Source organism: Colwellia maritima, assembly GCF_022669015.1.
Lineage (GTDB): Bacteria > Pseudomonadota > Gammaproteobacteria > Enterobacterales > Alteromonadaceae > Colwellia > Colwellia maritima.
The window spans coordinates 118,460-144,654 of record NZ_JAKKSL010000004.1 but is presented as its reverse complement, the minus strand read 5'-3'; the positions used below and the strand labels follow the sequence as shown (position 1 = coordinate 144,654).

Here is a 26,195-nt window from a genome sequence, read left to right as displayed (position 1 = left end):
AAAACACCACATTTTTCAAATTAAAAACCAACTTATTAAAATTGTCAGAATTAAATTTTGCAAAATGGCATTTTAAAAAATATAAATCTGACCTTAAGCTAGGGCAAGGTTATCTTTGTGATCAGGTTTATATATTTTGTAATGCGTAAGGATTGAACCAAGAATAGTTATTGAGGATTTTTTTGTGCGAGGTTGGGTAATTCTAGTTTTAAACCCAGTGCTTGTTCTATTAATCGTTTTTTAGCGGGTTTAAAATTATCCAACACACTCATACCAATGCCTCGGAGTACAGTAAAGGCTGATTGATTTATCGAAAATGTTTGTTTAATGGCTTCCATTGCCCCCATCATTTCAATTGCCTCACTTTTACGATATCGAGCAAAGGCTTTTAATTTTTTGGGGTCGTAAGTACTGAGTTCATTATGATCTTGAGAAGATGTTGAAGCCGTTAATGTTTGCGCTAATGCAGCAGCATCAAGTAAACCTAAATTAACCCCCTGACCGGCAAGCGGATGAATGGTGTGTGCTGCATCACCAATAAGTACCATACGGTTTTTAACAAAATCTTGAGCCAAGCGCATGGTTAATGGGTGAGTAAACCGTTCACTAACCACTCAATAGTGCCTAATTTACCATCACTTGCAGCCGCTAATTCTTTTGAAAATTCAACCGGTGAAAGCGCGGTTAAGCGAGCAGCTTCTTCCGGTGAGGTTGAGTAAACAATTGAGCAAGTATCACCACTGTCTGGAAAAAGTGGTAAAAAGGCTAAAGGGCCATTGGGCATAAAAACTTGCCATGCGGTATTTTTGTGTCCTTGTGAACACTTAACCGTGGCAACAATAGCATGGTGATCATAATCTCGGCTGATCATAGCCATATCCATTTGTTTTCGTACCCAAGAGTTAGCACCATCGGCCCCCACAACTAGCTTGGCTATAATGGGCGTGGGCATGGTTGAACTTATATTGCTATCAGAGTGATTGGCTGCAGTCATGTTAAAACTAGCAAAAACTTCACTGTCGCCTACCGCTATATTCGCAAGTTGATGTTGAGTAAAAAATTGAATGCCTTCGTCTGCTTGGGCTTTATCCCATAAGGCATTACGAATAACGTTATTTTCAACAATCCAACCAAGGTGGGTATTTTGAGGAAAAGTATTGAAGTCGTTAACCGAAAAATCTAATTTGCCTATACCAGCTTTATCCCAAATATGCATGTGCTGATACGTTTGGGTTCGCTTATTTTCAATAGCCGACCAAACCGCTAAATTTTCAAAAATTGTTTGGCTAGCAACATTAATGGCACTCACCCGTATTTCAGGCTCAGACGTTAACTCTGTTATAGGTAAGGTGTCAGCAATGGCAATGATTAGGTTGCTCGTTTTTCGTAATGAAAGTGCCAGTGTTAAACCCACCATGCCGCCTACAATTAACACATCAAATTTTTGCATTGTCTTCTCTTATCTTTTTTGGAATTAGCTGTTTTCTGTTTTAGCTATTCTTTATTTAGCTCTTAGGTATTTAGCTCTTTAAATTTAGTAACCCATCAATTTTGTCACAAGTGTTTTTTTCAAAGGCATTACATAATTCATCGCTTTCAAACCAAGATTTCTACCGGCCACTAGCGGTGGCAGATTATTAGCAAATAGGGTAACTAACGAGTCGGTAAGGTTAATAATTTGGTTTTGATCTTGCTGTCGTTTTTGTCCATATTGATTAAGTAAAGTAAAACTGCCTAGATCACGCTGTTCTTTTAGTGCTTGAGTGATAAGGCTACTCAATTGCTGTACGTCTCTTAAACCTAAGTTAAACCCTTGACCCGCAATAGGATGAATAGTGTGCGATGCATTACCAATAAGCGCCATACGATGGTACGTTTGTTGCTCAGCTTGTACTAACACTAAGGGATACGTGTCACGTTTACCCACCTGTGTAATAGCACCAAGCCGCTACCAAAAGCTAATTCTAGTTGCTCGGCAAAGTCGTTACCATTTAATGCCATCATTGTTCTGCTTTGCTCAGGAGACATTGTCCACACTAATGAGCTGCGACTATCACCGTTAGCATCCCCACTTAATGGCGATTGGGGTAACATAGCTAAAGGTCCATACTCGGTAAAACGTTCAAAAGCTTTATTGTTGTGCGATTTTCGGGTTGCAACATTAGCAATTAACGCCATTTGTTGATATTCACTTTGGCGGCAGTGTATGCCGACTAACTGCCGACAAGGGGAGTTGGCACCATCACAGGCAATCAATAATGGTGTGTATAGGCTTTGCTTTGAACCAAGGGTTACTGCCACCATTTCATTGTGATTAATGCCTGTTTGAAAAGCATTTGATTGTTCAACGTCTTGTTGAGGCGGTTGCCAATCAATGTCCACGATACAATCTGGGCTAAACCAGTGTACATTACTTTTATGCACTAGCGCGGTTAACAGAGCTTGGCCAATATGCGCCATTTCAATGACATAGCCTAACGCCAAAACGCCGTGCTCTTTAGCTTCTATGCGCGCTTTGCCATAATAACCTCTATCTGAAATGTCTATTTTTTCAATAGCGCATGCGTTGTTTAATAAATGCTGCCATACGCCGAGTTTTTTCAGATAAGAAGCACTCCCGTGAGAAAGTGCCAAAACACGATTATCAAATAAGGTTTTCGTATTATTGTGATCTAAGGTGGCGGTTGATGTTTTCGGTTTCCTTACTTCAGTTGCTGTTGTTTCAACAATAGCAATAGACAATAAACTGCCATCTGATTTTTTTAAATCAGCCAGACTGAGTGCCATTAAACTACCTGAAAGGCCACCGCCTGAGATAATAATATCGAACGTGTTATCTTGGTTTTTCATCACATTAACTTGCCATCAGCGCTTCAATTTCGGTAATAGTTTCGGGGCAATATTGTGTTAAATTTTCACAACCATTTTGCGTAACAACAATGTTGTCTTCAATACGAATACCAATACCACGCCACTGTTGGTCTAAGTCTGTATCATCAAGAGGCATGTAAAGCCCTGGCTCTATGGTTAACACCATACCAGGTAGAAACTCCCGACTCTGTTGTTTGTCAGCGTTTATTTGGTAATCACCCACATCATGCACATCTAAGCCAAGCCAGTGACCTAAACCATGAATAAAATATTTTTTACAGGCTTTTGCTTCAATAAGCGTATTCAAATCCCCTGTTAATATATTTAATTCAATTAAGCCTTTGGTTAAGCATTCGTTGGCAATTTCATTAAGTTTTGCAAAACTAACACCTGGTTTAATCGCCGAAATCACTTGCGATTTTGCCGCTAACACCAGTTGATAAAGTGACTTTTGTGCCGGACTAAAGGTTCCATTAACGGGGAAAGTTCGGGTAATATCTGCCGCGTAACCTGATAACTCACCCCAAAGATCAATTAACAGCAAGTCATTATCATGAAGTTGTTCACTATTATCGGTGTAATGTAAAATATTAGCGTTATCTCCCCCTGCAACTATCGTGGCATATCTTTGGGTGTCGCGCACCGTGGCGGGTAAACTCATGTAATATTTCATTTTCTATTTGATATTCAAATAAGCCTGCTCTAGTTTTTTGCATTGCTCTTTTATGCGCCAAACACGAAATATAGTTTACTTGTCGCATTAGCGCTATTTCATTCGCGCTTTTAATTAAACGTTGTTCATTAATCAGTGGGCTAGCATCAACTAATTGTGTGGGTACTTTGCCGCCTTGTCGTATTGTAGTTCTAACTTGTGCAAGTAAATCAAACACCTGCGCGACCAAATTTTGATCATCAAAGGCAAAGTACACTTGTGATAAACCGTCTAAATAATGGGTGAGTAGTTCATTTTTTTCATCCAACGTGAAGCATTGATCAAAGCCGTATTTCTGACAGGCTTGCTCTTGCCCTATTCTTCGACCGTGCCATACTTCTTGCATTTTATCTTTTGGTAATGAAAATAAAATAGTCTGCTCGATATTATCACGTTTAAGTAATATCAATAATGCATCGGGTTCATTAAATCCTGTTAAGTAATAGAAACTTTTATTTTGACAAAAACTGAATTCAGTATCATTACTACGGGTTACTTCGTGAGCGGCAGAGAAAAGTGCAATTGAGTTTTCTGACATGTTTGCAAAAAAACGGTCACGATGGTGCTTAAAATCACTCATTGGCAAATGAGCTAAACCGGGTAAAATGTTATCTTGTTGTTTCATATTATTACTGCTTTATAACCTTATATAATTATACTTTAACGTTACAGTTTACTTGATGCTGTACTTTATAGTTTATAGCGAATTTAATGAATAGTACTGTTAGCAGGGGTGTCTCCGCCCGACTTGGTTGGTAACGTTGCTAGCTCACTAAAACATAATAAAGCTGAAATACGAACATATTCATTTATTTCAAAATAAGCCTGTTCAGTTGCTTCATCTTCTTCCATTTCATCCGACAAATTCGCAATTTCCGCAAAATCGGTGATCACTTCTTTCACTTCTTCAGAAACAACTGGGCTATCTTTTTGTTGTAAGCCAAAACCTAAGTTAAACCCTTGTACCCACATGCTTAACGCATGGCCTCGTTCTACTATAGTGTCATCGTCGTCTGGCAGCATTAATTGAAAGCCATAGGCATCATCGAGTATATCGGTCCATAACTCGCTAAACATTTGTTTAAGCGTTGATTTAACCTGCGAAGGGAAACCGTCGCCACTATTAAACAGGTCATTCAACATCGACACATATCCCGTGTCTTCAAACGGATAACCTGCACAGATTAATCCAGTTAATACACCATGAATTTCGCTAGCATGGGCTTTAATATTTTCAGTGGTTATAATTGCTTGCGCACTAGCAAAGTCTAATTGATTACTTTGCTTGGCATTTTGAGAAGAAGGCTGAGACATAACAAATCGCTTTGGTTAAAAAAAACTAATGCCATATCCTAACATTTGAACCTATAAAAGGCATGAGAAAAGTTGTATTTGCTTGCATCGCTATAACAGCACAGTTATAGTGCAACTCTACGGAGAAAAATCGTATTTTCAAATGGAATGGAACTATATATGATTGGAAATTATACAAAATATATGCTTGGATATTATACAAGATGAGTCAACGTACTGTTGAAATCAATGTGATTGACCGCAAACTAAAGGTGGCTTGCCCTATTGGACAAGAAAGCGCCTTACTAGGTGCTGCGGCAGAACTAACCGAGCGTTTAACCAAAACGAATATGAGTAAGTCTATTTCCGGTGAGATCAAGCGTTGTTAATGACGGCGCTAAACTTAGCGAATGATTTATTAATCGCTAAGCAACAACTCAAGACGAGTCAAAAAGAAAATAAACAAAAGATTGCTTTGTTACAATCAACCATTGAACAAGCGTTGGCGTCTTCAACTAAAAAACAAGCGTAAACAATTTCTCTGTTTCGTTCTATATCAATCTGTATCACTTAACAATACAATATTTTGCGAAACAAAATATTGTCGAGATAGATAATATTGTCAATCTAAGTATTGCGAGCTAAACTTTTTAAGATCAACCAAGCTCATATTTTTCCATAGCTCACTTGCTACCGGCCCAAGTAAACGTGATTTCAACTTTATCGCTTGATAATTTAGCGTTATTTGCGTATCAAAGTCATTTAAGTGAACAGCCAGTAGGCTTTTAGCATTCAATTCTTCTTTAATCATGTGATCAGGTAATCGCCCCCATACCACTCATAATTAAGGTTTTCTTCGTGTTAAAGTCATTTACATACCAACATCGTTGTCCTGTTTGCACGCTATAGTTTATGCCTTGACTACTTTGGCCTGAGTCTTGTACCACAATTTGATATTCTTCTTTTAATTGCAAAACACTGCTTAGCTTGTCATGACGCTTTAAAAACTTAGGCGCTGCCACATTACATAACTGGCCTTGATAAAGTTTATTTGCTTCATATTTTCCCGACAATAATGTTAAGTTATCTATCCCCGTTAACGCTAAATCAGCCTGTTCTGAGTTCACAGCCTCTAATGCGCCGTTAATATATTCCTGTTTTAAAATGATCTGAGTGTGAGGAAATTTATTTTGTGTTAATTCAAACACTGGCAGAATTCTTTTTAAATCGTATGACGCTTCTATGGCAATCGTAATAGTAGCTTCGTTACCTTGCGCTAAGAAGGACGCCAATTGCTTTATTTGTGCAGCCTCATTAAGTAATTTCAATGCGTGTTGGTATATTTGATTGCCGTTATCAGTTAACAGTAAACGATACCCCTGACGGCTAAACAATTGCAGTCCCATTTGGTTTTCTAGCTGCTTAATCCCTTGGCTAATCGTCGGTTGTGTTTTAAATAACTTTTCACTCGCGGCTTTAAGACTACCTAGCTCAGCCACCTTTACTAACATTTTTAATTGCTCTAACGTCATTTACTTATTACACCCAAAGTTACACACTAAACAAATTAAGTAAAAATTAACAAGATATAAATAAACCTTCAATATTTATTTATTAAAATCAAAGTAAAATTGCGTTCATCAATTTGACGTAATATTCATAAAAATCTTATAGGGTAATATATTGAGGAGTAATATATTGAATAACACAAGCTCAAGTTATGGCTATGTTAGTATCTTTTTTCATTGGTTATCAGCACTTACAATTTTTGGCTTGTTTGGCTTAGGTTTTTACATGGTTGATTTAACATATTATGACTCATGGTATAAAACCGCTCCAGACATACACAAAAGCATTGGTTTAATACTGTTTGCTTTTATGGTGCTGAGAGTTGTATGGCGTGCTAGACAAATTAAGCCAAATCATTTAGCTAGTCATAGCACACTTGAAAGAAAAGCAGGCAAAGTAATACATAATGTACTTTATTTATTGATATTTATTATCATGCTCGCAGGCTATTTAATTTCAACCGCTGATGGTCGAGGTATAGAAATTTTTGAAGTAATCACAATACCTGCTTTGGGTTCTATTATTGAAAATCAAGAAGATATAGCAGGTTTAGTACATCAGTGGTTGGCCTATTTGCTCATGTTACTTGTTACATTGCATGCATTAGCTGCGCTAAAGCATCATTTTATCGACAAAGATAACACCTTAAACAGAATGATTGGCAGACGCCTAGAAACGGAGAACACAAATGAAAAATAAATTAACTAAATTGGCATTAACGTCAGCGCTAATAGCAGCTGCACTTCTACCTACAGCGAATGCTGCAGATTATGTTATTGATACCAAAGGAGCGCATGCTTCAATTAACTTTAAAGTACAGCATTTAGGTTATAGTTAACCGGACGTTTTGACAAATTCGGTGGCACATTTAGTTATGACTCTGCAAATGTTTCAGCATCAAAAATTGAAGTTGATATTGATACTACCAAAGATAAACTCAAACCATGCTGAGCGTGATAAGCATTTAAAAGGCGATGACTTTCTTGATGTAAGTGCATTTAATACAGCAAAATTCATCAGTAGTTCAGTGACAGACAAAGGTAATGGTAACTTAGCTATTGCGGGTACTCTAACATTGCACGGTGTTAGTAAAAATATCGTTATTGATGCACAAAAAGTTGGTGAAGGTAAAGATCCTTGGGGTGGTTACCGTGTTGGGTTTAGCGGTACAACCACAATAGCCATGACTGATTTTGAAATTAAAAAGAGCTTAGGCCCTGCATCTAACAATGTACAATTAGACCTTTATATTGAAGGTATTAAGAAGTAGAAATAAGTAGAAATGGTGTACCCAATCAATGTATTGGTTACACCATACTATTTTATGTTACTTTCGCAACTCATCATTTAAAAGAGAAGAAAAAACAGTTAATCATTTTGTTCAAATTGCATCAGTAATTTTTTTATTAACTCATTATTATATTGGCTTATCACATTTTCACTGTTAAATAGTTGTGGCAGCTCAATCAGAAATACGAATATAATAAGTGCCATTCCGTACAACGCACAGGGGCTAATAATGCACAACCCTACCCCTATTGCCATCAATATGATGTTAAGTATACCCTGCGGCCATTTACCTAAATAAAAATGATGTAATCCTGCAACAAAAAACCAGTTTAATGCGGCATAAGTATCAGGGTCTTTAATTTGTTCGAGCTCTTGCGTGTAATACTGTCTTTTTTGTTCAACCGTAAGCGCAGCAACGCGCGCTCTTAATTGGTTTTCTTCTAAACGGAGTGCTTCCTTGCTTCTGACTCGTTTCATGAATTAAATCCTTTTGAGTGTTTTATTCTCCATTAATCGGGCTTATCTGGACAAAAAACCGGAACGGGATCGTCTATAATAATCACACAATCATGGTCATTACAACGCCTAATACGGTTAAGGCCTAATCTAACGCCTTTCACTACCCCGAAGTGTTCAATGGCTTGGTAAGTATAATGCGAGCAAGTCGGTGTAAAATTGCAAGATGTTGCAAAATGCTTTTTCGACCCGCCCGTATTTTGATAATAACGAATAGATTTTAGTAATGTATTTTTTATTATGTTTTTCACTATAAATTTTAGCTGTTAGAACGACCAAGCGTTAATATAACGGCTTCACGGCTCCAAAATAACCAAAAACGTTTTTGTTCAATCACTTGAAACACAAGTTGCCAACCATCGTTTGCTTCTTGATTTAAAGTTGCCTCTAAACGTTTTAAAGGTAAACCACTTGACCCCAAAAAAATAGTGCCACAACCACCCTCGGTTACATAGATAACTTTGTATTCATCAAACTTCATGCGTTACTTCCTTGATATTGTAATAATAATTCATTCTATAAGATAAAGAATAAAAAAACGAATACTATTTCAGGGGGATTTTTCACGTTCATATCAATTTTTCAATAATTACTGCCCTCTCCCACTAGTCAACAGCCTAGTGACACTGGTAGAATCTAGCCCATTATTTTTATGTTTATGCAAAATGAGACAATGAACGATGGGAAGAGCTTACCAAAACCGAAAATTATCCATGGCAAAAACTGTCCGGGCCAAAACTAAAGTCTATTCAAAGTACGGTAAAGCGATTTACGTTTGTGCTAAAAATGGCGGGGTAGACCCGGATGGAAACCTTGCTTTACGTGGTTTAATTGATCGCGCTAAAAAAGATCAGGTTCCCACGCATGTAATTGATAATGCGATAAAAAAAGCATCTGGCACTGGTGGTGAAGATTTTGAAGAGGCGCGTTATGAAGGCTTCGGTCCAGGTAATTGCATGGTAATCATTGACTGCTTAACCGATAACGGTAATCGCACCATTAAAGATGTTCGCCAATGTTTTACTAAAACCAATTCTAAAATTGGTTCTTCTGGCACTGTGTCTCATATGTTTGATCATCAAGCAGTTTTTGCATTTAAAGGTGAAGATGATGAAGCGGTATTAGAAAACTTAATGATGGCTGACATTGACGTTTCTGACGTTGAATTAGAAGACGGTATCATCACTGTTTATGCCCCACATACTGAGTTTTTTAAAATTAAAACTGAATTTGCAAACTCAATGCCTGAATATGATTTGGAAGTTGAAGAAATTTCTTGGGTTCCTCAAACGTATATCGATATTGAAGGCGAAGAAGATTTAGCAAATTTTGAAAAATTCATTGCCATGTTAGATGATTGTGATGACGTACAAAACGTTTATCATAATGCTGAAATCAAAGATGAAGGCGAAGCTTAAGTTTTAAATTTTACTACTTAGTTACGGAGCTACACGTAGAAAAAATGCAATATTCATTGTAGGGGGTAATTTATTACCCCCTTTTGCCGCTTGATTGAACGGAAGTACAACAAGGTGGAGATTTAAAAAAACCTTACCCTGTGGCGACATAATTAAGCTTTTTTATCACCTAAAAACCTTCATCAACTTCAAATGTCATTACTTCTTTTGTAACAGGATGGCTTAGCGTTAACCTCTGCGCGTGAAGGTGTAAACGTTGATGCTTTTTATTACCATTGTTCTCGTATAAATCATAACCATACAAGTCATCGCCTAAAATTGGCATATTCAAACCTTGTTGATGAGCACAATGCACACGTAATTGATGTGTTCGACCTGTTTCGGGATATAAATACAGTTTCGATTTACCCGCTGTTGACTTGATTAATTGCCAGTATGTTTTAGCTTGCTTTCCCTGTTCAAAACACACTAATTGCCTGGGTCTATCTTCTAAATCACCACGTAAAGGTAAATTAATTTCGCCTTCAAATACGCCTTCAAAATTGCCTGCGAGCTTTCCTTCAAGTAATGCCACATACCTTTTTTTAATAGTCCGATTAATAAACTGTTGTTGAATATTTTTTTGTGCCCTTTTCGTTAACGCTAACACCATTACACCAGAGGTAGACATATCTAGGCGATGAACTATAAGTGAGCCAGTTGCCTGCGGAAATTGCTGTTTTATTCGTAAGTAAACCGAATCTTCGATGTATTTACCTGGTACGGATAAAAATTCACTCGGTTTATCAACAATCACCATGTCATCATCTTGATAAATGATAGCTAATTTTTTGCCTAGTCTTTGGTTTACTAATAATGGGTTTTTGTCGAGTGCTATACCTTCAAGCATGTGCGGTAAAATGGGTTGGCATTTACCTGAGCACGCTGCATAAAAATTTTTATGTTGTCGTATTTCTGATTTTGGTGCACGCCCCCACCAAAATTCTGCCATAGCCAAAGGGGTTAGCTTGTGCTTAAAAGCATATTGTAATAATTTGGGTGCGGCACAATCACCTGTTCCCGCGGGTGGTATAGGATGAGTCGCATGTTGAAATAACTCCATGACGTCTTTTTCAACGCCGGACTATTTAATAAACGGTATTGTTTAAATAGTTTTTTTTGCAATCGTGTTGAAAGCCGGCTACGGGTGCTTTTAATCGTATTAATTTCCCCCATAATCGTGTTTAGTTGTTGTTCAATATGCGTTATTTTCTCATGCCAATTTTGCTTAAGTGCTTTCAACTGGTTTTTATCATCAACACTCTCTTTGGCAAGCTGATTAAGTTGTTGTGCTAATGCATCACCGGAAAGCTCAGCGTTTATCTGACTACGCTTAGCTTTTCTGGTTTGACGGTTTAACGCCATCACATCACGGTGTTGCTCAAGTTGTTTTTTTTGCTTCGCAAACAGTTCAGCTATTGTGCGTTCATGTGCTTTAATTTCAGGGTTGTTTAACAACACTTCTAATTCATAGTTAAGTTGATTAATTGTTTTATTTTCTGCATAAAAAAAATCAGCTTGGTCTTCAAGGTCAACCACTGGGGGGACAAAATTGATATGATGTTCACTTGTCAATTTTTTACCTGAAAAAGCACTAAGATAGCCAACATCTCCCTGTAAATTTTTTACTATGAGAACGCCAAACATCTTACCATGTTGTTGAAATTCTAGTTTAAGGTGACTATTTTCATTTAACTGACTTTGTAACTCTGTTGAAGCTAATATACACAAAGGGTGTGGCTCATAACAAAAAGGAAACGTAAAACGTTGAGGCAAAGTATCGCTTTCGATACTTTGAATAAAGGGTGTAAAACACGTTTGTTGGCTATGCATAAGGCTATTTAATTTTATTCTCTAACGCTAAGCATTGTTTTAGCGCTATTCATTCGCTGATTATACGGGTAAAATCCCTCCCTTTTAAGTTTTGCTCAATTAAATTTGTAAAAATAGGTTATAAAATGTCTTCTAAAATTGAATTATTAGCCCCCGGTGGCGATGTCGATGCTATTAAAGCCGCGATTATTGCAGGTGCCGACGCGGTTTATTGTGGCCTAGATACCTTTAATGCCCGAAACAGAGCATCTAATATATACTTTGACGAATTAGTAGGCATTATTCGGTCGGCACATCAGTATCAATGTAAAATTTTTCTTACTTTGAATATTGTTATTTTAGAACGAGAATTTAAAACCTTAGCAAAGTTATTGAGTAAACTAGTCAATACCACATTAGACGGCGTGATCGTGCAAGACCTTGGACTATTCAATTTAATTACCAAGTACTTTCCTACCCTAGATATTCACGCCTCAACACAGTTAACTACCCATAATGTTTGGGCAAATTCCTTTCTTGAAAAAACTTGGTGCTTCTCGTGTAAACCTATCACGAGAAATGAACCTAAAGGAAATAAAAGCAATAACAGCAGTGGCCGAAGACAATAATATTTTAGTTGAAGTATTTGTTCATGGCTCCTTGTGTGTTGCTTTCTCAGGCTTATGTTATTCAACTTCTGCCAGTGTGGGTAATTCAGGTAACAGAGGACGTTGTAGCCAAGCCTGTAGAGAAGAGTACGAAACTACAGAATCAGGTAATAACTTTCCGCTAAACATTAAAGATAATTCTGCTTTTTTTGATTTACCGGCATTGATTGAGGCCGGCGTGCATTCCTTTAAAATTGAAGGACGTATAAAGGGTGCGAACTATGTGCATACGGTTGTTGATAGTTTTCGTAAACAAATTGACGGTTTTTTAACAACCGGCGAATTAACTGAAGATGGTGAACGACTATATCAAGTATTCAATCGTGATTTTTCTAACGCCTTTTTACGTGGTGATTTAAACCAGTCGATGTTTATTGATAACCCTCGTGATAACTCAACCAAACATGCTATAGAAAAGAAAAATGCTATTTCTGTTGTTCAAATTCATGATGCTGAACAAGAGTTACACCAACAAAACAAGCAAATTAAAGCAACTGTATTTGATAAAATAAGTTGTTTAAGTATAGAAAAAAGACCATTAAGCCTAACCTTTTCAGGTGCGCTTGGTCAGTCATTAATCATTCATGCTGCAGTGCTTGAAAGCGATAAAAAACATGAGTTTACAGTGGAGTCAACGAGTAAACTTACAGCAAGTGACAAAGCAAGTATTGATCAACATGTTATTGATAAGCGCTTTAAAAGTTTTAACAATAGCAGTTATACGTTAACCAACATCAACACTGATAATATGCCTCAAGGGTTAAGTATTCCTTTTAAAGAGCTTAGCGTTTTAAAAAGACAACTTGCAACATTATTAAATGATAATAACCCCTTATTACCCGAAGTAATACTGCCGGCACTGCAAAATCACCCTAAAAGCTCAGATACCTCATCAGCAACGAACAGTCCTAAACTGTCATTACTAATTTGTGATGAAGCCGATCTAGGTTTAACTAAATTACCTAACGCCAACGTTTATTTCAAATTACCTGATGCTTATAAACGTGGTTGTACTAAATATGTTGATTTTTTTAAAGAAAATCCCGCATTAATCCCTTGGTTTCCTTCGGTTTTAATTGGCAAAGACTACGATGTTGCTTTAAATATTTTAAAACAAGTAAAACCTAAAACCATCGTTACAAATAACACAGGTATTGCATATGAAGCTTATTGTTTAGGTATAGAATGGATTGCCGGACCTTTCTTAAATACAACGAACTCCTATGCTTTATTAGCAATGAAAGAAACATTTAATTGTGCGGGTGCTTTCATTTCAAATGAAATAAATCATCAACAAATGAGAACGATTGCCCGACCTGAAAACTTTAAATTGTTTTACAGTGTTTACCATCCTATTTTATTAATGACGAGCAGACAATGCTTCTTCCGGCAGAGTGTTGGTTGTGACAAACCTAGAATTGATAATGGATGTATGTTGTCTTGTGATAAATCAACAAGTATTACCAACTTAAAAGGTGACAATTTTGCTATTGATAAACAAAAAGCGGGTTACCCTAGCATTTATAATCAAGATCAATTTTTAAATGCAGAGATCATCAAAGATCTGTCTGATTTGTATGATGGCTTTCTGATTGATTTAACCAATATCGGTGCAGGAGATAAAGTATCACCTGATAAAGTCGCTTTAATTGAACAATTTGAACGCTTACTTACCCCTGAAAATTCGAAACAAACCGATTTTGAAAGCATACACAATACGTTAAAAACAATGGTACCTGCATCGACCAATGTTCAATACCATAACGGCTTGTAACGTTACTGTTATTCATATAGACATCGCTAAATGTAGGGTTGAACGATAACCATCGTTCAACCCTACATTTAGCTTTTCACACAATATTAATGAAACTCAAAACTAAGGGTAGGATGAGCCTAACGTATGTGCAATGTTGTTTATTCGACTTTTGCCCTGCCGCAACGCTGATAAACTTTCAGCTAATTGAGCCTTTAATTGCGAATTTTTTTGGAAAGATTGACCAAATATTGACTCAATACTTAAAAAACCTTCAACAACTTCCTGCACATCAGCACTCAACAAGTTTGGGATTCTGGCAAAATGACTCGCCATGGGGTCAATAATTTCTGTGCCTTGTTTTAAGGCTCGGCATATAAACTCAAACCAAAGATACCGATAATGAGAGTAACTTAGTTGAACGTCCTAAAGCCATATTGTCTTCAATTATAGGCAAAATCCTCATTTGAATTTTTTGCGAACCATCATAGGCAATTTGGGCTAATAAATGACGAATAGATGGGTTTAAAAAACGCTGAATTATTTCGTGACTATAGCTTATTACATCTAGCTCTTTTGGTGGTCTAAATGAGCCTATAATTTCATCTGTTGCCAGTTGTGTTATATATTCATAAAAACCTTCATCACTTGTGACATCGAATACGGTTTCAAAACCGGCGAGTGAGCCGGCATAGGCAAGCGTTGAGTGCAGACAGTTAAGCAACCTTAATTTTGCCTTCTCAAACCCTTCGACGTCATCAGTAAAAATCACCCCAACATTTTCCCAATCAGGACGTTCACCTTCCCAGTTATTTTCAATAACCCATTGTGTGAACGATTCTCTTTGAATTGGCCAGTTATCTCGTAAATTAATCGCTTTTGATACTGATTCAATAGTATAGCTTTCAGTTTTAGGTGTAATACTATCAACCATTGAATTGGGAAAGGCGACATTTTGGTCTATCCATAACTGAAGGGGCTTATCAAATTGGCCTGCATAATCTAAAACGGCGCGGCGAAGTTTGTCACCATTGCCAGAAACATTATCACAACTGAGCACGTTAAACGCATTAATCTTTTTTTGTCTTCTTTGCTTAAGAGATTCGACAATAAAACCAATTGCGCTAACGGGGTTCTCTGGGCTTTCTAAGTCATGTTTAATGTCTTTATGAGTTAAATCCAAGGTGCCATCCGTACCTAAACAATAACCTTTTTCAGTAATAGTTAAGGTAACAAGTTTTGTGTTTACAGCTGACATTCGGGCGAGGATATCATCACTTTGTTCCTGTGCAACTAAAATTTCTTTAATTGCGCCAATAACTTGATAACATATTTTTTTATCTAAAATTGCTAGCGTATATAAATTATCTTGTTTAGCTAAAATATCTCGTGCCGTTGCACTTCGTAATGAAACGCCACAAATCCCCCAATTTTCTCCCGATAAATTCATCGCATTTTCAGTAAAAACAGCTTGATGACCTCGATGAAAAGCACCAGGACCAAGATGAACGATACCAATGTCCAAGTGTTCTCTATCGTATTTTGGTGTAGAGATTGTATTTTCATTTGTTAATTGAGATAAATTATCTGCTTTTAATTGTTTTTGATAAATCACCGTACTGCTCTCTTGATTGGTTTACTTGAATCATTTTATAATAAACGATAAACAAGCGGCCTTACCAGTTTATTTTTTATTTTATGTCCACAACAAACGATTTAAGCCAACAAAAACAATATCACCTTGTTATCTCTTCTATTTAACAGTAGAAATAATTATTTTTTTTGGACTAACCAATATGCATGTATGAGTTTTATTCTAATTAAGAAAAGTATATGTTTTGCAATGTAGTTAGGCACTCGATAAACTGTCCATTTAGGCTTGTAACTTAAGTATTTAGGCCAAATCAACCTTCAGTGAAAAAATATATGAAATCAGCAACAGAAAAATTACCACGCCTCTATCAACAAGTGGCTGAAAAATTGGTAACTTTGATAAAATCAGAAAAATACACAGTGGGTATGCGCTTACCTGCTGAACGAGATTTAGCTGCAATGTTTAATGTTAGTCGACCAACGATACGTGAAGCAGTGATTGCACTTGAATTAGAAAACTTTGTTGAAGTACGAATGGGTTCCGGTGTTTATATCATTGAAAATAATGAAGGAAAAAGCCGCTTTTCTGATAAAGATGTTGGACCATTTGAATTAACTGAGGCAAGAGCTTTATTTGAAGGCGAGGCCGCCGCTTTAGCTGCAACCATGATAACCGACGAAGAATTAGCTGAACTTGCTGAAACACTCGATGAAATGGCTTGTGAAAATAATAATGATGCGGATACTCATGAAGCGGCTGACAAAAGATTTCATATGATCATCGCTAGAGCAACCAACAATAGTGCTATCAGCACAGTTATTGAAGAACTTTGGGACGAGCGAGAAAGTTCAATATTGACTAAACGCATGTACAAAACCGTACGGGATAGTGGAGTTAAGCCTTCTGTTGATGAACATAGAGAGGTATATGAAGCACTAAAAGCGCATGACGCGAAAAGCGCTAGAGCATTAATGCGAGCACATTTAATGCGAGTCATTGATAGTATTTTACAAGCGACGGAAGTTGAAGCGGTTGAAGCCGCACGCAAACAAGTACTAAAGAGCCGCGAACGATATAGTAAAACCCTCAATTTAATTTAACAGCCCTGATTTAAGAAAGATACCTGAAACCACAGGCACTTGATTTTGTTATCAATGAATATGATCTTGGCTAGATTATTATACTTACGAGCCACTAAAACAATGTGCCTTTACTCCCCTTCTCTCACAATCTTAGCCCTACAAACCTAACCTTATTTAACCGTCGATTTAAACCTGAAATGAATATTTTTTGGTCATACTCATTAAAGATAAAATACCATTAAAATCAGCCATATAAAAACCTATATTACCAAATAAAAACCAATACACTAATTTTGGTAATATAGATTGATTGACAGATGTCGATGTATTGGTTAGATTAAAATCAGTAAAAAGAATAATAATGGCCAAAATCTAGGTTATGGTTAGGGTAATAAGCCATTCAAAATTTATTATAACAAATGACTCTATTATCAATATAACCCCGTTTTTAGGCACTATAGTTATCAATTAAATTAGGTGTACTTTATGAATTCAACCAAGATGTTACTTGGTTTTTCAACCATTTTATTAGGTTTAATCAGCGCAACTTTAATCATTATGCAAGCATGGGGATTGTCGGGGCCTTTCGTTATTTCATTTTTTATATTGTTAGTTATTTTTTTAAAAATGACAAAGAACTTCAGTGGTTTTTCTTTTACCTTTGTGATTTTTGCGGCTGCTAGTGCGTCACTTTACTACCCAGATTTTTTTCTTGGTTTTGGAGAGTTTAAATATAAAGGACTCATTGTGCCCTTACTTATGATAATAATGTTTGGCATGGGTACCTCGATGAGTGTTAAGGATTTTGCCAATGTAGCTAAAATGCCTAAAGGGGTAATAATTGGGTTGGTTCTGCAGTTTTCTATCATGCCGTTAATTGGTTTTACTCTAGCGAGTATCTCTGGTTTACCTCCTGAAATTGCCGCCGGCATTATTTTAATGGGTTGCTCTCCTAGCGGGTTAGCGTCTAACGTTATGGCTTATATTTCGGGGGCTAATCTAGCCCTTTCATTAACATTAACGTCAGTATCTACGCTGTTAGCGCCCTTCATCACCCCGTTTTATATGTCTATATTTGCCGGAGAGTTGATTCCTATAGATGCTACGGCGATGTTTTTTAGTATTAGCAAAATTGTTATTTTACCTATAATTGCAGGCTTGTCTTTCAATCATTTCTTCCATGGTCGTTTCCCTATCGTAGACAAGACTATGCCTAAGCTTTCTATGATCGGTATTGTTGTTATTATTACTGTTATTATTGCCGCCGGACGTGAAAACTTATTAAATATAGGTTTACTGCTTGTTGTATTGGTAATAATTCATAATATTTCAGGCTACTTACTTGGTTATGGTAGCGCTAAGTTATTAAAAATGGATGAATCATCTGCTCGTACAATTGCTTTTGAAGTGGGTATGCAAAATTCTGGGGCCGGCCTCAGGTATCGCGCTTGAAATGGGTCGCGTTGCCAGTATGGGGTTAGCGCCGGCCCTTTTTGGCCCGTTAATGAATATTACCGGATCATCGTTAGCCGTATGGTGGAAAGGTAAACCTACCGACAACAAACTCAAGAATGACGAAGTTAAAACCACTTCAGGTGAGAAAACGCTCTAATACCCCGTATCACGCTTTTCTGCGCTTTGTAGTGTACAAAAAAAGGTTTATTTCATTAAGAAATAAACCTTTTTTCAGTCTATTCTACCTACTTAACGGGTGTAGATTTACTGAGGGCTAATTTAGAAAATGTGACACTGGTAAAGTCGCCATTGACTTTATCAATAGCCCAATCCCCTGTCCCCAGACAAGCGGTATAGACAAAGTGTTTACCATCTTTGGCATTACATTCGTTATAGGCGCCGGCTTTAAAATAGAACCAATCACCTGTGTAACCCCTAGGGTTATCAAGGGCGTCTACTTTACCAAATGGATCAATATTATTGGATATATCAACCGAATATTTTACCTCTGGGTGACCTTCTGATTGAAAGGTTAAGTACATCATATTTTCATAAATATTGATTTCATAATTTATCTCCTCACCAAGGGCAATGCCTTCGGCGCCTGGATCAGATTTATTCTGCCATGTGTATCCCCAAACAGGATAAGATATATCAATTCTGTTTGGATCATTCCTAGCTAAATTACGTTCATAATTCCAAAAAACTGAGCCTTTATCGTGCCCTGGGAATTTTTTATAGTAAATTTTTATCGGTTGATTACCCCACCAAACCCCTCTGGATTACCTTTGATTTTACCTGTGTGAACTTGTGCAATCACCACAGTATAGGTCGGTCGTTTATCTGGGTGACCGGCTCTTAATGACACCGCATTAACCTTTAACGTTGCATTTAATTTTCCGCCTATGGCTGAATATTCTTTCGCCTTTTTATTCGCAGAAATCACCACGTTATTGCCTGGTGCGTGAGTGTCAATATTGGTATTAAAACCACGGTTCATTTGACGTAGCTCACTACGCGTACTTGCTAGACTACTGGTGGTAGCTCCTTTATTTGGCGAGATAAATACCATACCGCCCTTTTCATCTAAGTAGAAATAGTTAGGGTGAGAAAATGTTTGTAATTCTTTAACATCGACTTCATCTACTTTTCCGTTGTTGTCTTCATCAACAGGCAGTGTGAGTTTCCAATAACTAAGATCGAAGTTATCAGCAGGAACCGATATCGAGTTCAGTTCATCGGCTACCAAAAAGTTGGCTGCACAAGCCGTTAATAGGCATGTCACACCAGTAAGTATTATTATTGACTTATTTATTGATATTTTATTCATAGAAAGTTCTCTTTTTATTAGAATGGTCTCAGGTTGGGATAATCATTAAATTATTTTCACATTGAGCAATTTGATCTTTTGACTATTCTCAATTCTAAATGAATTCAAAAGGTGATTAGGTTAATCCAAAATGACTACTCAAGGGGAATGAAGGGGATAACAATCTTAATCATTTTTTAGTGTTTGTTGGTCATTCAAATGAAAATAATATTGGGGTACTGTTAATACCCCAATATCCTAGACATAACCTATTTTTTCAATAAATGTCGGCACCACTTTATACGCAGAGCGAGTGATAACGTGGTGAGAATATCCAATCAAATAGGCTATCTTCTTCTTTGTTATGCATTAATGCTAAAACTTATAGCTAGCCCCAAAAGTAATACGACGGTCTGTTAAGCCTTGGAAGCAAAATAAAGCCCCCTCATTAACACAAGATTGAGTAATATCTGATTTAGTCAAGTTAACTGCTTCAATGCCAATATTTAGGCTATCATTTACATCATAGCTTAAGTCGGCATTAACCTGCCCTCTGTCATGGGTAACTGTTGGAAAACCAAGTGTCGAGTTAAGCGTAGCACCACCTGCAGTATCTTCTGTTCGGAATGCTTCACGCCATGTATAACGTACTCTTGCTGAAAGACCAAATTTTTCATAATACAACGCAAGGTTGTAGGCATTTTCTGAGAAGTCAAGAAGCCCCCTTTCGGCGGTAAGACTAACGAAGTCTGCATCATCATAAATGCCATTAATCGCATTAAAAATATCGGTTCCACGAGTCGCTGAGCTATAGGTAGCTGAACCACCGCTATATTCTTGAATGGTATAATTAGCAATAACGCCAAAACCTGATGCCCAACCTAAATCTTCTTCAAAACTAGAAAGGTCATATTGGAATGCCATTTCAATACCTGTTTGAGTTGTTGTAGCTGAATCATTGGTATTGGTTTCAACATCTACACATAATCCAGTAGTACCTTGTACACCTAAAGAATTAGGCTGAGTAGTCAAGGGTTCCATATACCGCCACCTACACATGAAGAATTACCGTCACGCTTGCCATTGGCATCAATTGAAGCACTATTCAAGGTAGTAACAAATAAGTTGCTTCGTTTTTTATTGAAATAACCAATACTTACAACCGCTGCTTCTGCAAAATACCATTCAGCTGAAAGATCTAACGACGTTACTTCTTCCGGCTCTAAACCTGGGTTACCAAGGGATACCGAAGCATTCTCGCTCGTAGTATATTGTACTGAGGTACTGATGATGTCAAAATCTGGACGTCTAATATCTTGCCCCCAAGAAAAACGCACAACAATATCATCAGTTACATCAGCAACCACATTCAAACGAGGTAACGTGTAGCTATAATCACCCGGTGTTACAACTTCGGTTACAACACCTCCAACTTCATTATTACCTATTGATGCAATATCTGTAGTTAAGTAACGTACACCAAAATTACCGCGTATCATTTCATACTCAAAATTAGCTTGCGCATATAGGGCATGTGTTTCTTCTTCAATAGCAAAAGAAGAAGCAAGTGAAGGTGTCAGATCTGCAGTAGGTACAGGGCTATCGAAAGTAAAACCTAGTGCTTCTTGTTGTGCGCGATGAGTAGCCAATGCTGCTTCTAATATAGCTAATGTTCCGACCTGATCGTTGAAAGCTCGGTCAGGATCGATAACAAGGAAATTACGAAAGGCTAATTCTCTGCCATCGGCATCATCAAAATTGCTAGGTCCGGGAACAAGTAATTCTGAGAATAAAGAACCATTTGGACTATCAATTAATTTGCTGAAATTACCGATACGATCTGATGATGATATTGAAGTATGTTTCGTTTTGTTATAACGATAACCAAAATCAATAGAGCCGATAATATTATCGTCTAAGAAATAGGTGAAATCCGTACGGAATACATCTTCAGAATTTTCTACTGTACTTCGACTTATATCTACTTGGTCAAACATTACGTTGTTCGGGTCTAATAAATCGGCTGCGGTTGGTGCATAAGGCGCGTCAAAAGCTACACCAAAGGTTAGCGAACCGCCACTCAAGTCATAAGTTAGTGGTACACTATTATCATTACTCGTAGCAGCCGTAGGGTTACCATCAGCATCTAGCGCATCAAGTGGCGCATTTGGGTTAACAAAGTTTACTTGAGCATCTAGCTTAGGTGAAATCGTGTCAGAATTTGCACTTGATATTTCAACACTTACTTTTAGATTATCACCTTGCCATTCACCACCTAACCTAAAGACTTCGGTATCGGTTATACGTGCACCAGTATCACTACTAAAACGTAAGTTTGGATCATCATCGTCCGCCTCTAAATTAACGCCAACCGTACCAATGAGTGCCGCTTGAATACTACCAACTTCGTTACCATCGAGTGAACCAAAGTCAACAGTTTCAAATACATCAGGTACCCAATAATCATGTGCTTCTGCAATACCAGATCCCTGCACTCGCGAACTATCTTGGCGACGTTCTTGCTTTGTAACAACCGCATCAAAGAAAAACTTTAGATTATCGTTTGGTGCATACTCAAATGAAGCAGCGATATTTTTAGTTTCATATTCAAAATTTTCTAATTCCTGATTAACAAATTGAATACCGAGAAAATCGAATTCTTGAGCAGCAGGTCTTTCAGTCGGTTGATCTTCTAACTCACCACTTCTCACAACATTCGCGTTCACATTTTCAACAAGGCTACCATCGCGGTCAAGACGTGGACGAAATGAAGTCGCTTCCTGTTTAGAATAGCTTCCACTGATAACAACACCGAACTTACCGCCAGAGTCGAGTTCCCACTATCACCGTATGCCCCAGACATTCTTGGTTGAACACCATCGGTTGTTAGACTACTATCTTCACCTTGTACACGTAAAGATCCCAAGGTTTCAGTAAGTTCTAGCGGGCGAATAGTACGAATGTTTATCGTTCCACCCACTGAGCCTTCTGTCGTTTTAGCTTCGGAAGCTTTAGTCACTTCAACACCAAGAATAATTGCAGCAGAAATATCTTCAAAATTCATTCCACTACGACCAGTACCAGAGCCAACAGTAGATGCACCATTAATTTCAACACGGTTAGCGTTACTACCACGAATTTGTACGCCTGTACCAACACCCGCTGTTCTTGTAATTTGAACCCCTGTAACGTTTTCAAGTACTTCTGCTAGATTTTGGTCAGGCAACTTACCAATATCAATAGCATTAATTATTTCAACTAGATTATCTGTATCACGTTTTTCTGCAAGTGCATTTGTCAGAGAGGCTCTCATACCCGTAACTTGAATGACTTCAACTTCTGATTCTGCAGGCACCTCTTGTGCATATACTGACGTTGCAAAATTTAGCGAAGTTGCTGACAAAACCGCTAGGGTTATTTTAGATAATTTTTGTCTCATATGATTCCCCGGAGTAGTTATTTTGAAATTGGTTTACAAAAATTCAAAAGCTACATTTATTGTTTGTTGTTTTAATGAATATAAGTCGTCATCTTCAAGACAGATGCCGATAAAATAAAGTATCGACTCCTCATAACTAAAGCACTGAGTACTTGTACTCACAAGAAATCACATAGATAGTTACAATAAAAACAGAAAAGGTCAACCTTTTGGTTAGACCAAAATAACTAAACAAACAAAAACATAACTTACCAATAAAAAATAAAAATCAACCGTCGACTTTAATAAAAACACATAACACACTGAATTTAAATTACTTGTTTACAATTACACTGGTTTATCATCCGTCTTATTTACTCATTATTTTATTTCAATAAGATATAAAAAATAACCAAATATAGATTTTGTCGGTCTAACCAAAAAATCATCTAACAATGTCACCTCCTATTAATACATAACTAATTGGTTTACCACTTTAAGCCTGCTCTTTTGGATTTCACCTCAGTAAAATGACTATAATCAGTAATTATCACTCTTTCATTTTAGATAAAATGGTTAAGTTGAATGTTAGCTAGACACTTAGCAAAAAAATAATCATTTGATTAATAAGCATTAATAAAATATAAAAAAGAAATCGTAGTACTGTGACACTATAAAAAACACCACTTTTAAAGTTACATCAATAATAATGAATATAATATAATTTCAATTTTGGTAATTGCAATCTGTTGTATTTTGATTTACATTTGGTCATACAGATTTTTTATTAATTGGTTTTATTGGTAACTTGTAGATATTGATAGCGCTAGCTACTGTAAAAGTACGATAGACCTTTTTTTTGACTATATTAAATTTTCTAACAAATAAGTGCTTTAAAATAAGTACTTTAAATATGCTGCTAACGTAAGGTACAACTAAAGTGAATAATATGAAGATGTTTTTTAAGTCTCTACTGCCTGGAATATTTTTGTTTGGTTTTACCGTAGGTACTGGCAGCGTTACAGCTATGGCAAAAGCCGGCGCTGATTATGGTATGTCATTACTCTGGACCATTTTTATTTCCTGCGCTATCACCTATTTTTTAATTAACTTATTTGGAAAATTCACGTTAGTAACCGGTCAAACAGCGCTTCTGTCTTTTAAAAAGCATATACACCCAACAGTTGCGATACTGTTTATCGTTGCACTCACAACACAAATCTGCGGAAGTGTTATTGGGGTCATGGGTATCTTAGCTGATGTTTGTTATGAATGGTCCAAAAACTTTATTGGCGGCGGTATCTCACCTGTTATTTGTGCTCTCTTTTTTATCAGCTTTGTCTATGCCATTTTTCTCATAGGTAAAACAGACGTTTTTGAAAAAATATTGGCGATTTTCGTCGGTATCATGTCGATATGTTTTTTGATTAATTTTATTATTCTTATGCCGCCGGCAATGGACATTTTAAAAGGTATGGTACCTAACGTACCTGATACAGGAAGTGATAAAAATGCATTTTTAGTCATAGCGTCGATGGTGGGAACAACTGTGTTTTCAGGGCTATTTATATTACGTACTATCCTTGTAAAAGAAGCAGGTTGGACAATAGCTGACTTAAAAGCCCAAAATAGAGATGCATTTTTTTCAGCATTTCTAATGTTTATTGTTAGTACCTCAATCATGGCAGCAGCGGTGGATCTTTATTTGTTGAGGGCGTTACATTAGTCAATGTAACTCAAATGATTAATTTACTTGAGCCTTTAGCAGGCTCTGCTGCTGTCACTATTTTTACTATTGGACTAATAGCAGCAGGTATTTCTTCGCAGTTTCCAAATGTAGCATTACTACCTTGGTTACTAGATGATTTTCACCAACGTGCACCTAATCTGAAAAGACCAAGCTACCGAATTATGGCCTTCGTCATATCTTTATTAGGATTAATTGTACCCATTTTTAATGTTAAACCAATTGCCGTAATGATTAGCTCTCAGGCTTTTGGGGCTTTACTTTTACCTGCTACCGTTGGCTGTATTTTCTATATAGGTAATAAAACAGGCTTAATGGGTGAGAATAAGTTTTCAAAGGTAACCAATATTATCTTAGTAATGATATTTATATTTGCCTTAATCATGAGCTACATGAGCTTAATTGGAATCATTTCTACCTTACAGAATCTTTAACCCCCCTTTATTGTGATAACGGTGGCTAAGCTTTATTTGTCATTTTCCGCACTTATAAGCGGGTTTAATTCCCAGGCATATGGTTTGTTTTTAATAGGCAAATGCTGAAACAAACAATTTCAATGGAATAGTAACTATGAATCAAATTATTAAATTTACAGCCAACCGTGTATGGCGAACCTACAGAGGCGGAAAACTGCTAGATATGATCGAAGGAAAGGAAAATCCTCAAGATTCAAGTTTTCCAGAAGACTGGATTGGCTCAACCGTCGAGGCTCGTAATATTGGTCGCGAACATATCTCTGAAGGCTTAGCGATGGTAAAAAATGACCAAGGAAAGTATGTTCCTTTTCGTCAATTACTAGAGAAAGATCCGCAATTTTTTCTGGGGCAAAGTGGTGGCACAATACGTTCGATGAATGATATTCCGTTGGTTAAATATTTGGATAGTTCTACTCGCTTGCATTTTCAAGCCCATCCAACCCGAGAGTTTGCTCAAGAACGTTTAAATATGCCACGTGGTAAAACTGAAGCATATGTGATTCTTGAAACGCGTGAAGATATCAGTACCCCCTATATTTATGCGGGTTTTCAACGCTCGCCAAGTCGAGCGCAGCTAAAAGAATGGATTGAAACCCAAGATATTACCTCCATAGAAAGCTGTTTTGACAAAATTCCGGTAAAACCGGGTGACGTTTTTATCCTACCTGGTGGTCGTCCACATGCATTAGGTGAAGGCATTCTGATGTTGGAAATAATGGAACCATCAGATTTAGCCGTACGATTTGAGTTTGAACGTTGTGGGTACGAAATACCAGAACAAGCAAGATTTATGGGCAAAGATATCGAAACAGCGTTAGACGTATTTAATTTTGCTCCAGTTCCTTCAGAAAAGATCAATGCAGAGTTTCGATGTTACCCTAAAGTTATTGCAGTCGACGAACAAGGAAACAAACTTGAAGAGTTAATTGGTGCCAGTGAAACATCTTGCTTCACCGTAAAAAGAGCACAAATAAAAGGGTATTTTAAACGTAATGAAAACGCTTTTTTTTACGGCATTGTAACGGAAGGAACGGGCGTATTACGTATGGGCGACAAAATCACTCAACTTAATCGTTGGGATCGGTTCTTTTGCCCTCTTGGTGTTCGAGAATTTGAATACCAAACCGATTTAGGTATGTCTATTTTGGAATGTTATCCCGGAAACAGTTAATA

Annotated in this window: 26 protein-coding genes and 4 pseudogenes; 13 read left to right on the top strand and 17 right to left on the bottom strand. The window is 37.0% G+C overall.

The window, feature by feature from the left end; translation table 11 throughout:
• Positions 1-167 precede the first annotated feature (167 nt).
• The 6 genes and pseudogenes from L3081_RS27320 to L3081_RS19225 all read right to left on the bottom strand — a co-directional run bounded on the left by L3081_RS27320 (position 168) and on the right by L3081_RS19225 (position 4,897).
• The gene (locus L3081_RS27320; RefSeq protein ID WP_338027421.1) at positions 168-614 is read right to left on the bottom strand and encodes an FAD-dependent monooxygenase; all 447 of its coding nucleotides are present in this window, start codon (positions 612-614) and stop codon (positions 168-170) included.
• Positions 584-1,450, bottom strand: a complete 867-nt coding sequence (locus L3081_RS19240) for an FAD-dependent monooxygenase (protein WP_274620655.1) — start codon at positions 1,448-1,450, stop codon at positions 584-586. The genes L3081_RS27320 and L3081_RS19240 overlap by 31 nt, the downstream gene beginning before the upstream one ends.
• An 84-nt stretch (positions 1,451-1,534) precedes the next feature.
• Positions 1,535-1,927, bottom strand: coding sequence for an FAD-dependent monooxygenase (locus L3081_RS27315; RefSeq protein ID WP_338027420.1), 393 nt, complete (start codon positions 1,925-1,927; stop codon positions 1,535-1,537).
• A complete protein-coding gene (locus L3081_RS19235) occupies positions 1,900-2,850 on the bottom strand; it encodes an FAD-dependent monooxygenase (protein WP_274620654.1) in 951 nt (316 codons plus the stop codon). Before L3081_RS19235 ends, L3081_RS27315 begins: the two co-directional genes overlap by 28 nt.
• A gap of 4 nt (positions 2,851-2,854) precedes the next feature.
• Positions 2,855-4,208, bottom strand: a pseudogene (gene pepP / locus L3081_RS19230) (Xaa-Pro aminopeptidase).
• 83 nt (positions 4,209-4,291) lie between these two features.
• Positions 4,292-4,897, bottom strand: coding sequence for a UPF0149 family protein (locus L3081_RS19225; RefSeq protein ID WP_242287822.1), 606 nt, complete (start codon positions 4,895-4,897; stop codon positions 4,292-4,294).
• 203 nt (positions 4,898-5,100) lie between these two features.
• Here L3081_RS19225 and zapA point away from each other — a divergent pair, with 203 nt between their 5' ends.
• Complete coding sequence (gene zapA / locus L3081_RS19220) at positions 5,101-5,265, top strand: cell division protein ZapA (RefSeq protein ID WP_242287820.1); 165 nt, start codon at positions 5,101-5,103, stop codon at positions 5,263-5,265.
• Positions 5,265-5,408: a hypothetical protein gene (locus L3081_RS19215; RefSeq protein ID WP_242287818.1), complete on the top strand. Its 144-nt coding sequence runs from the start codon at positions 5,265-5,267 to the stop codon at positions 5,406-5,408. The genes zapA and L3081_RS19215 overlap by 1 nt, the downstream gene beginning before the upstream one ends.
• A gap of 90 nt (positions 5,409-5,498) precedes the next feature.
• Here L3081_RS19215 and L3081_RS28580 read toward each other — a convergent pair whose 3' ends face one another.
• Both L3081_RS28580 and L3081_RS19210 read right to left on the bottom strand, forming a co-directional pair.
• A complete protein-coding gene (locus L3081_RS28580) occupies positions 5,499-5,687 on the bottom strand; it encodes a hypothetical protein (protein ID WP_338027419.1) in 189 nt (62 codons plus the stop codon).
• A 4-nt stretch (positions 5,688-5,691) separates the two neighbouring features.
• Entirely contained in the window at positions 5,692-6,408 is a 717-nt protein-coding gene (locus L3081_RS19210; protein WP_338027418.1) for a LysR family transcriptional regulator, read from the bottom strand.
• 166 nt (positions 6,409-6,574) lie between these two features.
• On the opposite strand from L3081_RS19210, the gene L3081_RS19205 reads away from it, so the two are divergent.
• Genes L3081_RS19205 through L3081_RS19200 form a run of 3 tightly spaced genes read left to right on the top strand, consistent with a single transcriptional unit; the run spans position 6,575 to position 7,715 of the window.
• On the top strand, positions 6,575-7,144 hold the full coding sequence (locus L3081_RS19205; protein ID WP_274620653.1) for a cytochrome b: 570 nt from the start codon (positions 6,575-6,577) through the stop codon (positions 7,142-7,144).
• Positions 7,134-7,283 carry a YceI family protein gene (locus L3081_RS27310; RefSeq protein ID WP_274620652.1) on the top strand — a complete coding sequence of 50 codons (150 nt, stop codon included), beginning with the start codon at positions 7,134-7,136 and terminating at the stop codon, positions 7,281-7,283. Before L3081_RS19205 ends, L3081_RS27310 begins: the two co-directional genes overlap by 11 nt.
• 21 nt (positions 7,284-7,304) lie before the next feature.
• The gene (locus L3081_RS19200) at positions 7,305-7,715 is read left to right on the top strand and encodes a YceI family protein (protein WP_338027417.1); all 411 of its coding nucleotides are present in this window, start codon (positions 7,305-7,307) and stop codon (positions 7,713-7,715) included.
• A gap of 98 nt (positions 7,716-7,813) precedes the next feature.
• Here L3081_RS19200 and L3081_RS19195 read toward each other — a convergent pair whose 3' ends face one another.
• The 3 genes from L3081_RS19195 to L3081_RS19185 are packed head-to-tail and all read right to left on the bottom strand — an operon-like array spanning position 7,814 to position 8,732.
• A complete protein-coding gene (locus L3081_RS19195; protein ID WP_242287817.1) occupies positions 7,814-8,212 on the bottom strand; it encodes a TM2 domain-containing protein in 399 nt (132 codons plus the stop codon).
• A gap of 32 nt (positions 8,213-8,244) precedes the next feature.
• Positions 8,245-8,502, bottom strand: coding sequence for a membrane protein insertion efficiency factor YidD (yidD, locus tag L3081_RS19190; protein ID WP_242287815.1), 258 nt, complete (start codon positions 8,500-8,502; stop codon positions 8,245-8,247).
• An 8-nt stretch (positions 8,503-8,510) separates the two neighbouring features.
• Entirely contained in the window at positions 8,511-8,732 is a 222-nt protein-coding gene (locus tag L3081_RS19185) for a DUF4177 domain-containing protein (RefSeq protein WP_242287813.1), read from the bottom strand.
• Between the two features lie 199 nt (positions 8,733-8,931).
• Between L3081_RS19185 and L3081_RS19180 the strand changes: the two genes are divergently transcribed.
• Entirely contained in the window at positions 8,932-9,669 is a 738-nt protein-coding gene (locus tag L3081_RS19180; protein WP_242287812.1) for a YebC/PmpR family DNA-binding transcriptional regulator, read from the top strand.
• 169 nt (positions 9,670-9,838) lie between these two features.
• On the opposite strand, the pseudogene L3081_RS19175 reads toward L3081_RS19180, so the two are convergent.
• Positions 9,839-11,541, bottom strand: a pseudogene (locus L3081_RS19175) (RluA family pseudouridine synthase).
• 125 nt (positions 11,542-11,666) lie between these two features.
• Between L3081_RS19175 and L3081_RS19170 the strand changes: the two are divergent.
• Positions 11,667-13,962 (top strand): annotated as a pseudogene (locus L3081_RS19170) (peptidase U32 family protein).
• Between the two features lie 102 nt (positions 13,963-14,064).
• Here L3081_RS19170 and L3081_RS19165 read toward each other — a convergent pair.
• Together L3081_RS19165 and L3081_RS19160 are read right to left on the bottom strand one after the other, a co-directional pair.
• Positions 14,065-14,277, bottom strand: coding sequence for a hypothetical protein (locus L3081_RS19165; protein ID WP_242287811.1), 213 nt, complete (start codon positions 14,275-14,277; stop codon positions 14,065-14,067).
• Between the two features lie 46 nt (positions 14,278-14,323).
• Positions 14,324-15,556, bottom strand: a complete 1,233-nt coding sequence (locus L3081_RS19160) for a mannitol dehydrogenase family protein (protein WP_242287810.1) — start codon at positions 15,554-15,556, stop codon at positions 14,324-14,326.
• Between the two features lie 311 nt (positions 15,557-15,867).
• On the opposite strand from L3081_RS19160, the gene L3081_RS19155 reads away from it, so the two are divergent.
• The 3 genes from L3081_RS19155 (at position 15,868) to L3081_RS19145 (ending at position 18,229) form a co-directional block, all read left to right on the top strand.
• On the top strand, positions 15,868-16,635 hold the full coding sequence (locus tag L3081_RS19155) for a FadR/GntR family transcriptional regulator (RefSeq protein WP_242287809.1): 768 nt from the start codon (positions 15,868-15,870) through the stop codon (positions 16,633-16,635).
• Between the two features lie 468 nt (positions 16,636-17,103).
• Entirely contained in the window at positions 17,104-18,069 is a 966-nt protein-coding gene (locus L3081_RS19150; protein WP_242287807.1) for a bile acid:sodium symporter family protein, read from the top strand.
• Position 18,070: 1 nt separating this feature from the next.
• Complete coding sequence (locus L3081_RS19145; protein WP_242287805.1) at positions 18,071-18,229, top strand: hypothetical protein; 159 nt, start codon at positions 18,071-18,073, stop codon at positions 18,227-18,229.
• A gap of 88 nt (positions 18,230-18,317) precedes the next feature.
• Here the strand turns inward: L3081_RS19145 and L3081_RS27305 are convergent, their stop codons facing one another.
• The 3 genes and pseudogenes from L3081_RS27305 to L3081_RS19135 form a co-directional block, all read right to left on the bottom strand.
• Positions 18,318-18,818, bottom strand: a complete 501-nt coding sequence (locus tag L3081_RS27305) for a polysaccharide lyase family 7 protein (RefSeq protein WP_338027431.1) — start codon at positions 18,816-18,818, stop codon at positions 18,318-18,320.
• Positions 18,819-18,820: 2 nt separating this feature from the next.
• On the bottom strand, positions 18,821-19,402 hold the full coding sequence (locus tag L3081_RS27300) for a polysaccharide lyase family 7 protein (protein WP_274620651.1): 582 nt from the start codon (positions 19,400-19,402) through the stop codon (positions 18,821-18,823).
• 354 nt (positions 19,403-19,756) lie between these two features.
• Positions 19,757-22,820 (bottom strand): annotated as a pseudogene (locus tag L3081_RS19135) (TonB-dependent receptor).
• Positions 22,821-23,748: 928 nt separating this feature from the next.
• Between L3081_RS19135 and L3081_RS27295 the strand changes: the two are divergent.
• From L3081_RS27295 to L3081_RS19125, 3 genes are all read left to right on the top strand, one after another.
• The gene (locus L3081_RS27295) at positions 23,749-24,525 is read left to right on the top strand and encodes an Nramp family divalent metal transporter (protein ID WP_274620681.1); all 777 of its coding nucleotides are present in this window, start codon (positions 23,749-23,751) and stop codon (positions 24,523-24,525) included.
• Between the two features lie 14 nt (positions 24,526-24,539).
• Positions 24,540-24,980 carry a divalent metal cation transporter gene (locus tag L3081_RS27290; protein WP_274620650.1) on the top strand — a complete coding sequence of 147 codons (441 nt, stop codon included), beginning with the start codon at positions 24,540-24,542 and terminating at the stop codon, positions 24,978-24,980.
• 136 nt (positions 24,981-25,116) lie between these two features.
• A complete protein-coding gene (locus L3081_RS19125; RefSeq protein WP_242287803.1) occupies positions 25,117-26,193 on the top strand; it encodes a class I mannose-6-phosphate isomerase in 1,077 nt (358 codons plus the stop codon).
• Positions 26,194-26,195 lie beyond the last annotated feature (2 nt).

What these genes read in the sequence shown, in the direction of transcription:
- L3081_RS19240 (WP_274620655.1), bottom strand. Translation starts at nt 1,450, where the DNA reads ATGCAAAAATTTGATGTGTTAATTGTAGGCGGCATGGTGGGTTTAACA.
- L3081_RS19235 (WP_274620654.1), bottom strand. Translation starts at nt 2,850, where the DNA reads ATGAAAAACCAAGATAACACGTTCGATATTATTATCTCAGGCGGTGGC.
- L3081_RS19225 (WP_242287822.1), bottom strand. Translation starts at nt 4,897, where the DNA reads ATGTCTCAGCCTTCTTCTCAAAATGCCAAGCAAAGTAATCAATTAGAC.
- zapA (WP_242287820.1), top strand. Translation starts at nt 5,101, where the DNA reads ATGAGTCAACGTACTGTTGAAATCAATGTGATTGACCGCAAACTAAAG.
- L3081_RS19215 (WP_242287818.1), top strand. Translation starts at nt 5,265, where the DNA reads ATGACGGCGCTAAACTTAGCGAATGATTTATTAATCGCTAAGCAACAA.
- L3081_RS28580 (WP_338027419.1), bottom strand. Translation starts at nt 5,687, where the DNA reads ATGATTAAAGAAGAATTGAATGCTAAAAGCCTACTGGCTGTTCACTTA.
- L3081_RS19210 (WP_338027418.1), bottom strand. Translation starts at nt 6,408, where the DNA reads ATGACGTTAGAGCAATTAAAAATGTTAGTAAAGGTGGCTGAGCTAGGT.
- L3081_RS27310 (WP_274620652.1), top strand. Translation starts at nt 7,134, where the DNA reads ATGAAAAATAAATTAACTAAATTGGCATTAACGTCAGCGCTAATAGCA.
- L3081_RS19195 (WP_242287817.1), bottom strand. Translation starts at nt 8,212, where the DNA reads ATGAAACGAGTCAGAAGCAAGGAAGCACTCCGTTTAGAAGAAAACCAA.
- L3081_RS19185 (WP_242287813.1), bottom strand. Translation starts at nt 8,732, where the DNA reads ATGAAGTTTGATGAATACAAAGTTATCTATGTAACCGAGGGTGGTTGT.
- L3081_RS19180 (WP_242287812.1), top strand. Translation starts at nt 8,932, where the DNA reads ATGGGAAGAGCTTACCAAAACCGAAAATTATCCATGGCAAAAACTGTC.
- L3081_RS19165 (WP_242287811.1), bottom strand. Translation starts at nt 14,277, where the DNA reads ATGGCGAGTCATTTTGCCAGAATCCCAAACTTGTTGAGTGCTGATGTG.
- L3081_RS19155 (WP_242287809.1), top strand. Translation starts at nt 15,868, where the DNA reads ATGAAATCAGCAACAGAAAAATTACCACGCCTCTATCAACAAGTGGCT.
- L3081_RS19150 (WP_242287807.1), top strand. Translation starts at nt 17,104, where the DNA reads ATGAATTCAACCAAGATGTTACTTGGTTTTTCAACCATTTTATTAGGT.
- L3081_RS19145 (WP_242287805.1), top strand. Translation starts at nt 18,071, where the DNA reads ATGGGTCGCGTTGCCAGTATGGGGTTAGCGCCGGCCCTTTTTGGCCCG.
- L3081_RS27300 (WP_274620651.1), bottom strand. Translation starts at nt 19,402, where the DNA reads ATGAATAAAATATCAATAAATAAGTCAATAATAATACTTACTGGTGTG.
- L3081_RS27295 (WP_274620681.1), top strand. Translation starts at nt 23,749, where the DNA reads ATGAAGATGTTTTTTAAGTCTCTACTGCCTGGAATATTTTTGTTTGGT.
- L3081_RS27290 (WP_274620650.1), top strand. Translation starts at nt 24,540, where the DNA reads ATGATTAATTTACTTGAGCCTTTAGCAGGCTCTGCTGCTGTCACTATT.
- L3081_RS19125 (WP_242287803.1), top strand. Translation starts at nt 25,117, where the DNA reads ATGAATCAAATTATTAAATTTACAGCCAACCGTGTATGGCGAACCTAC.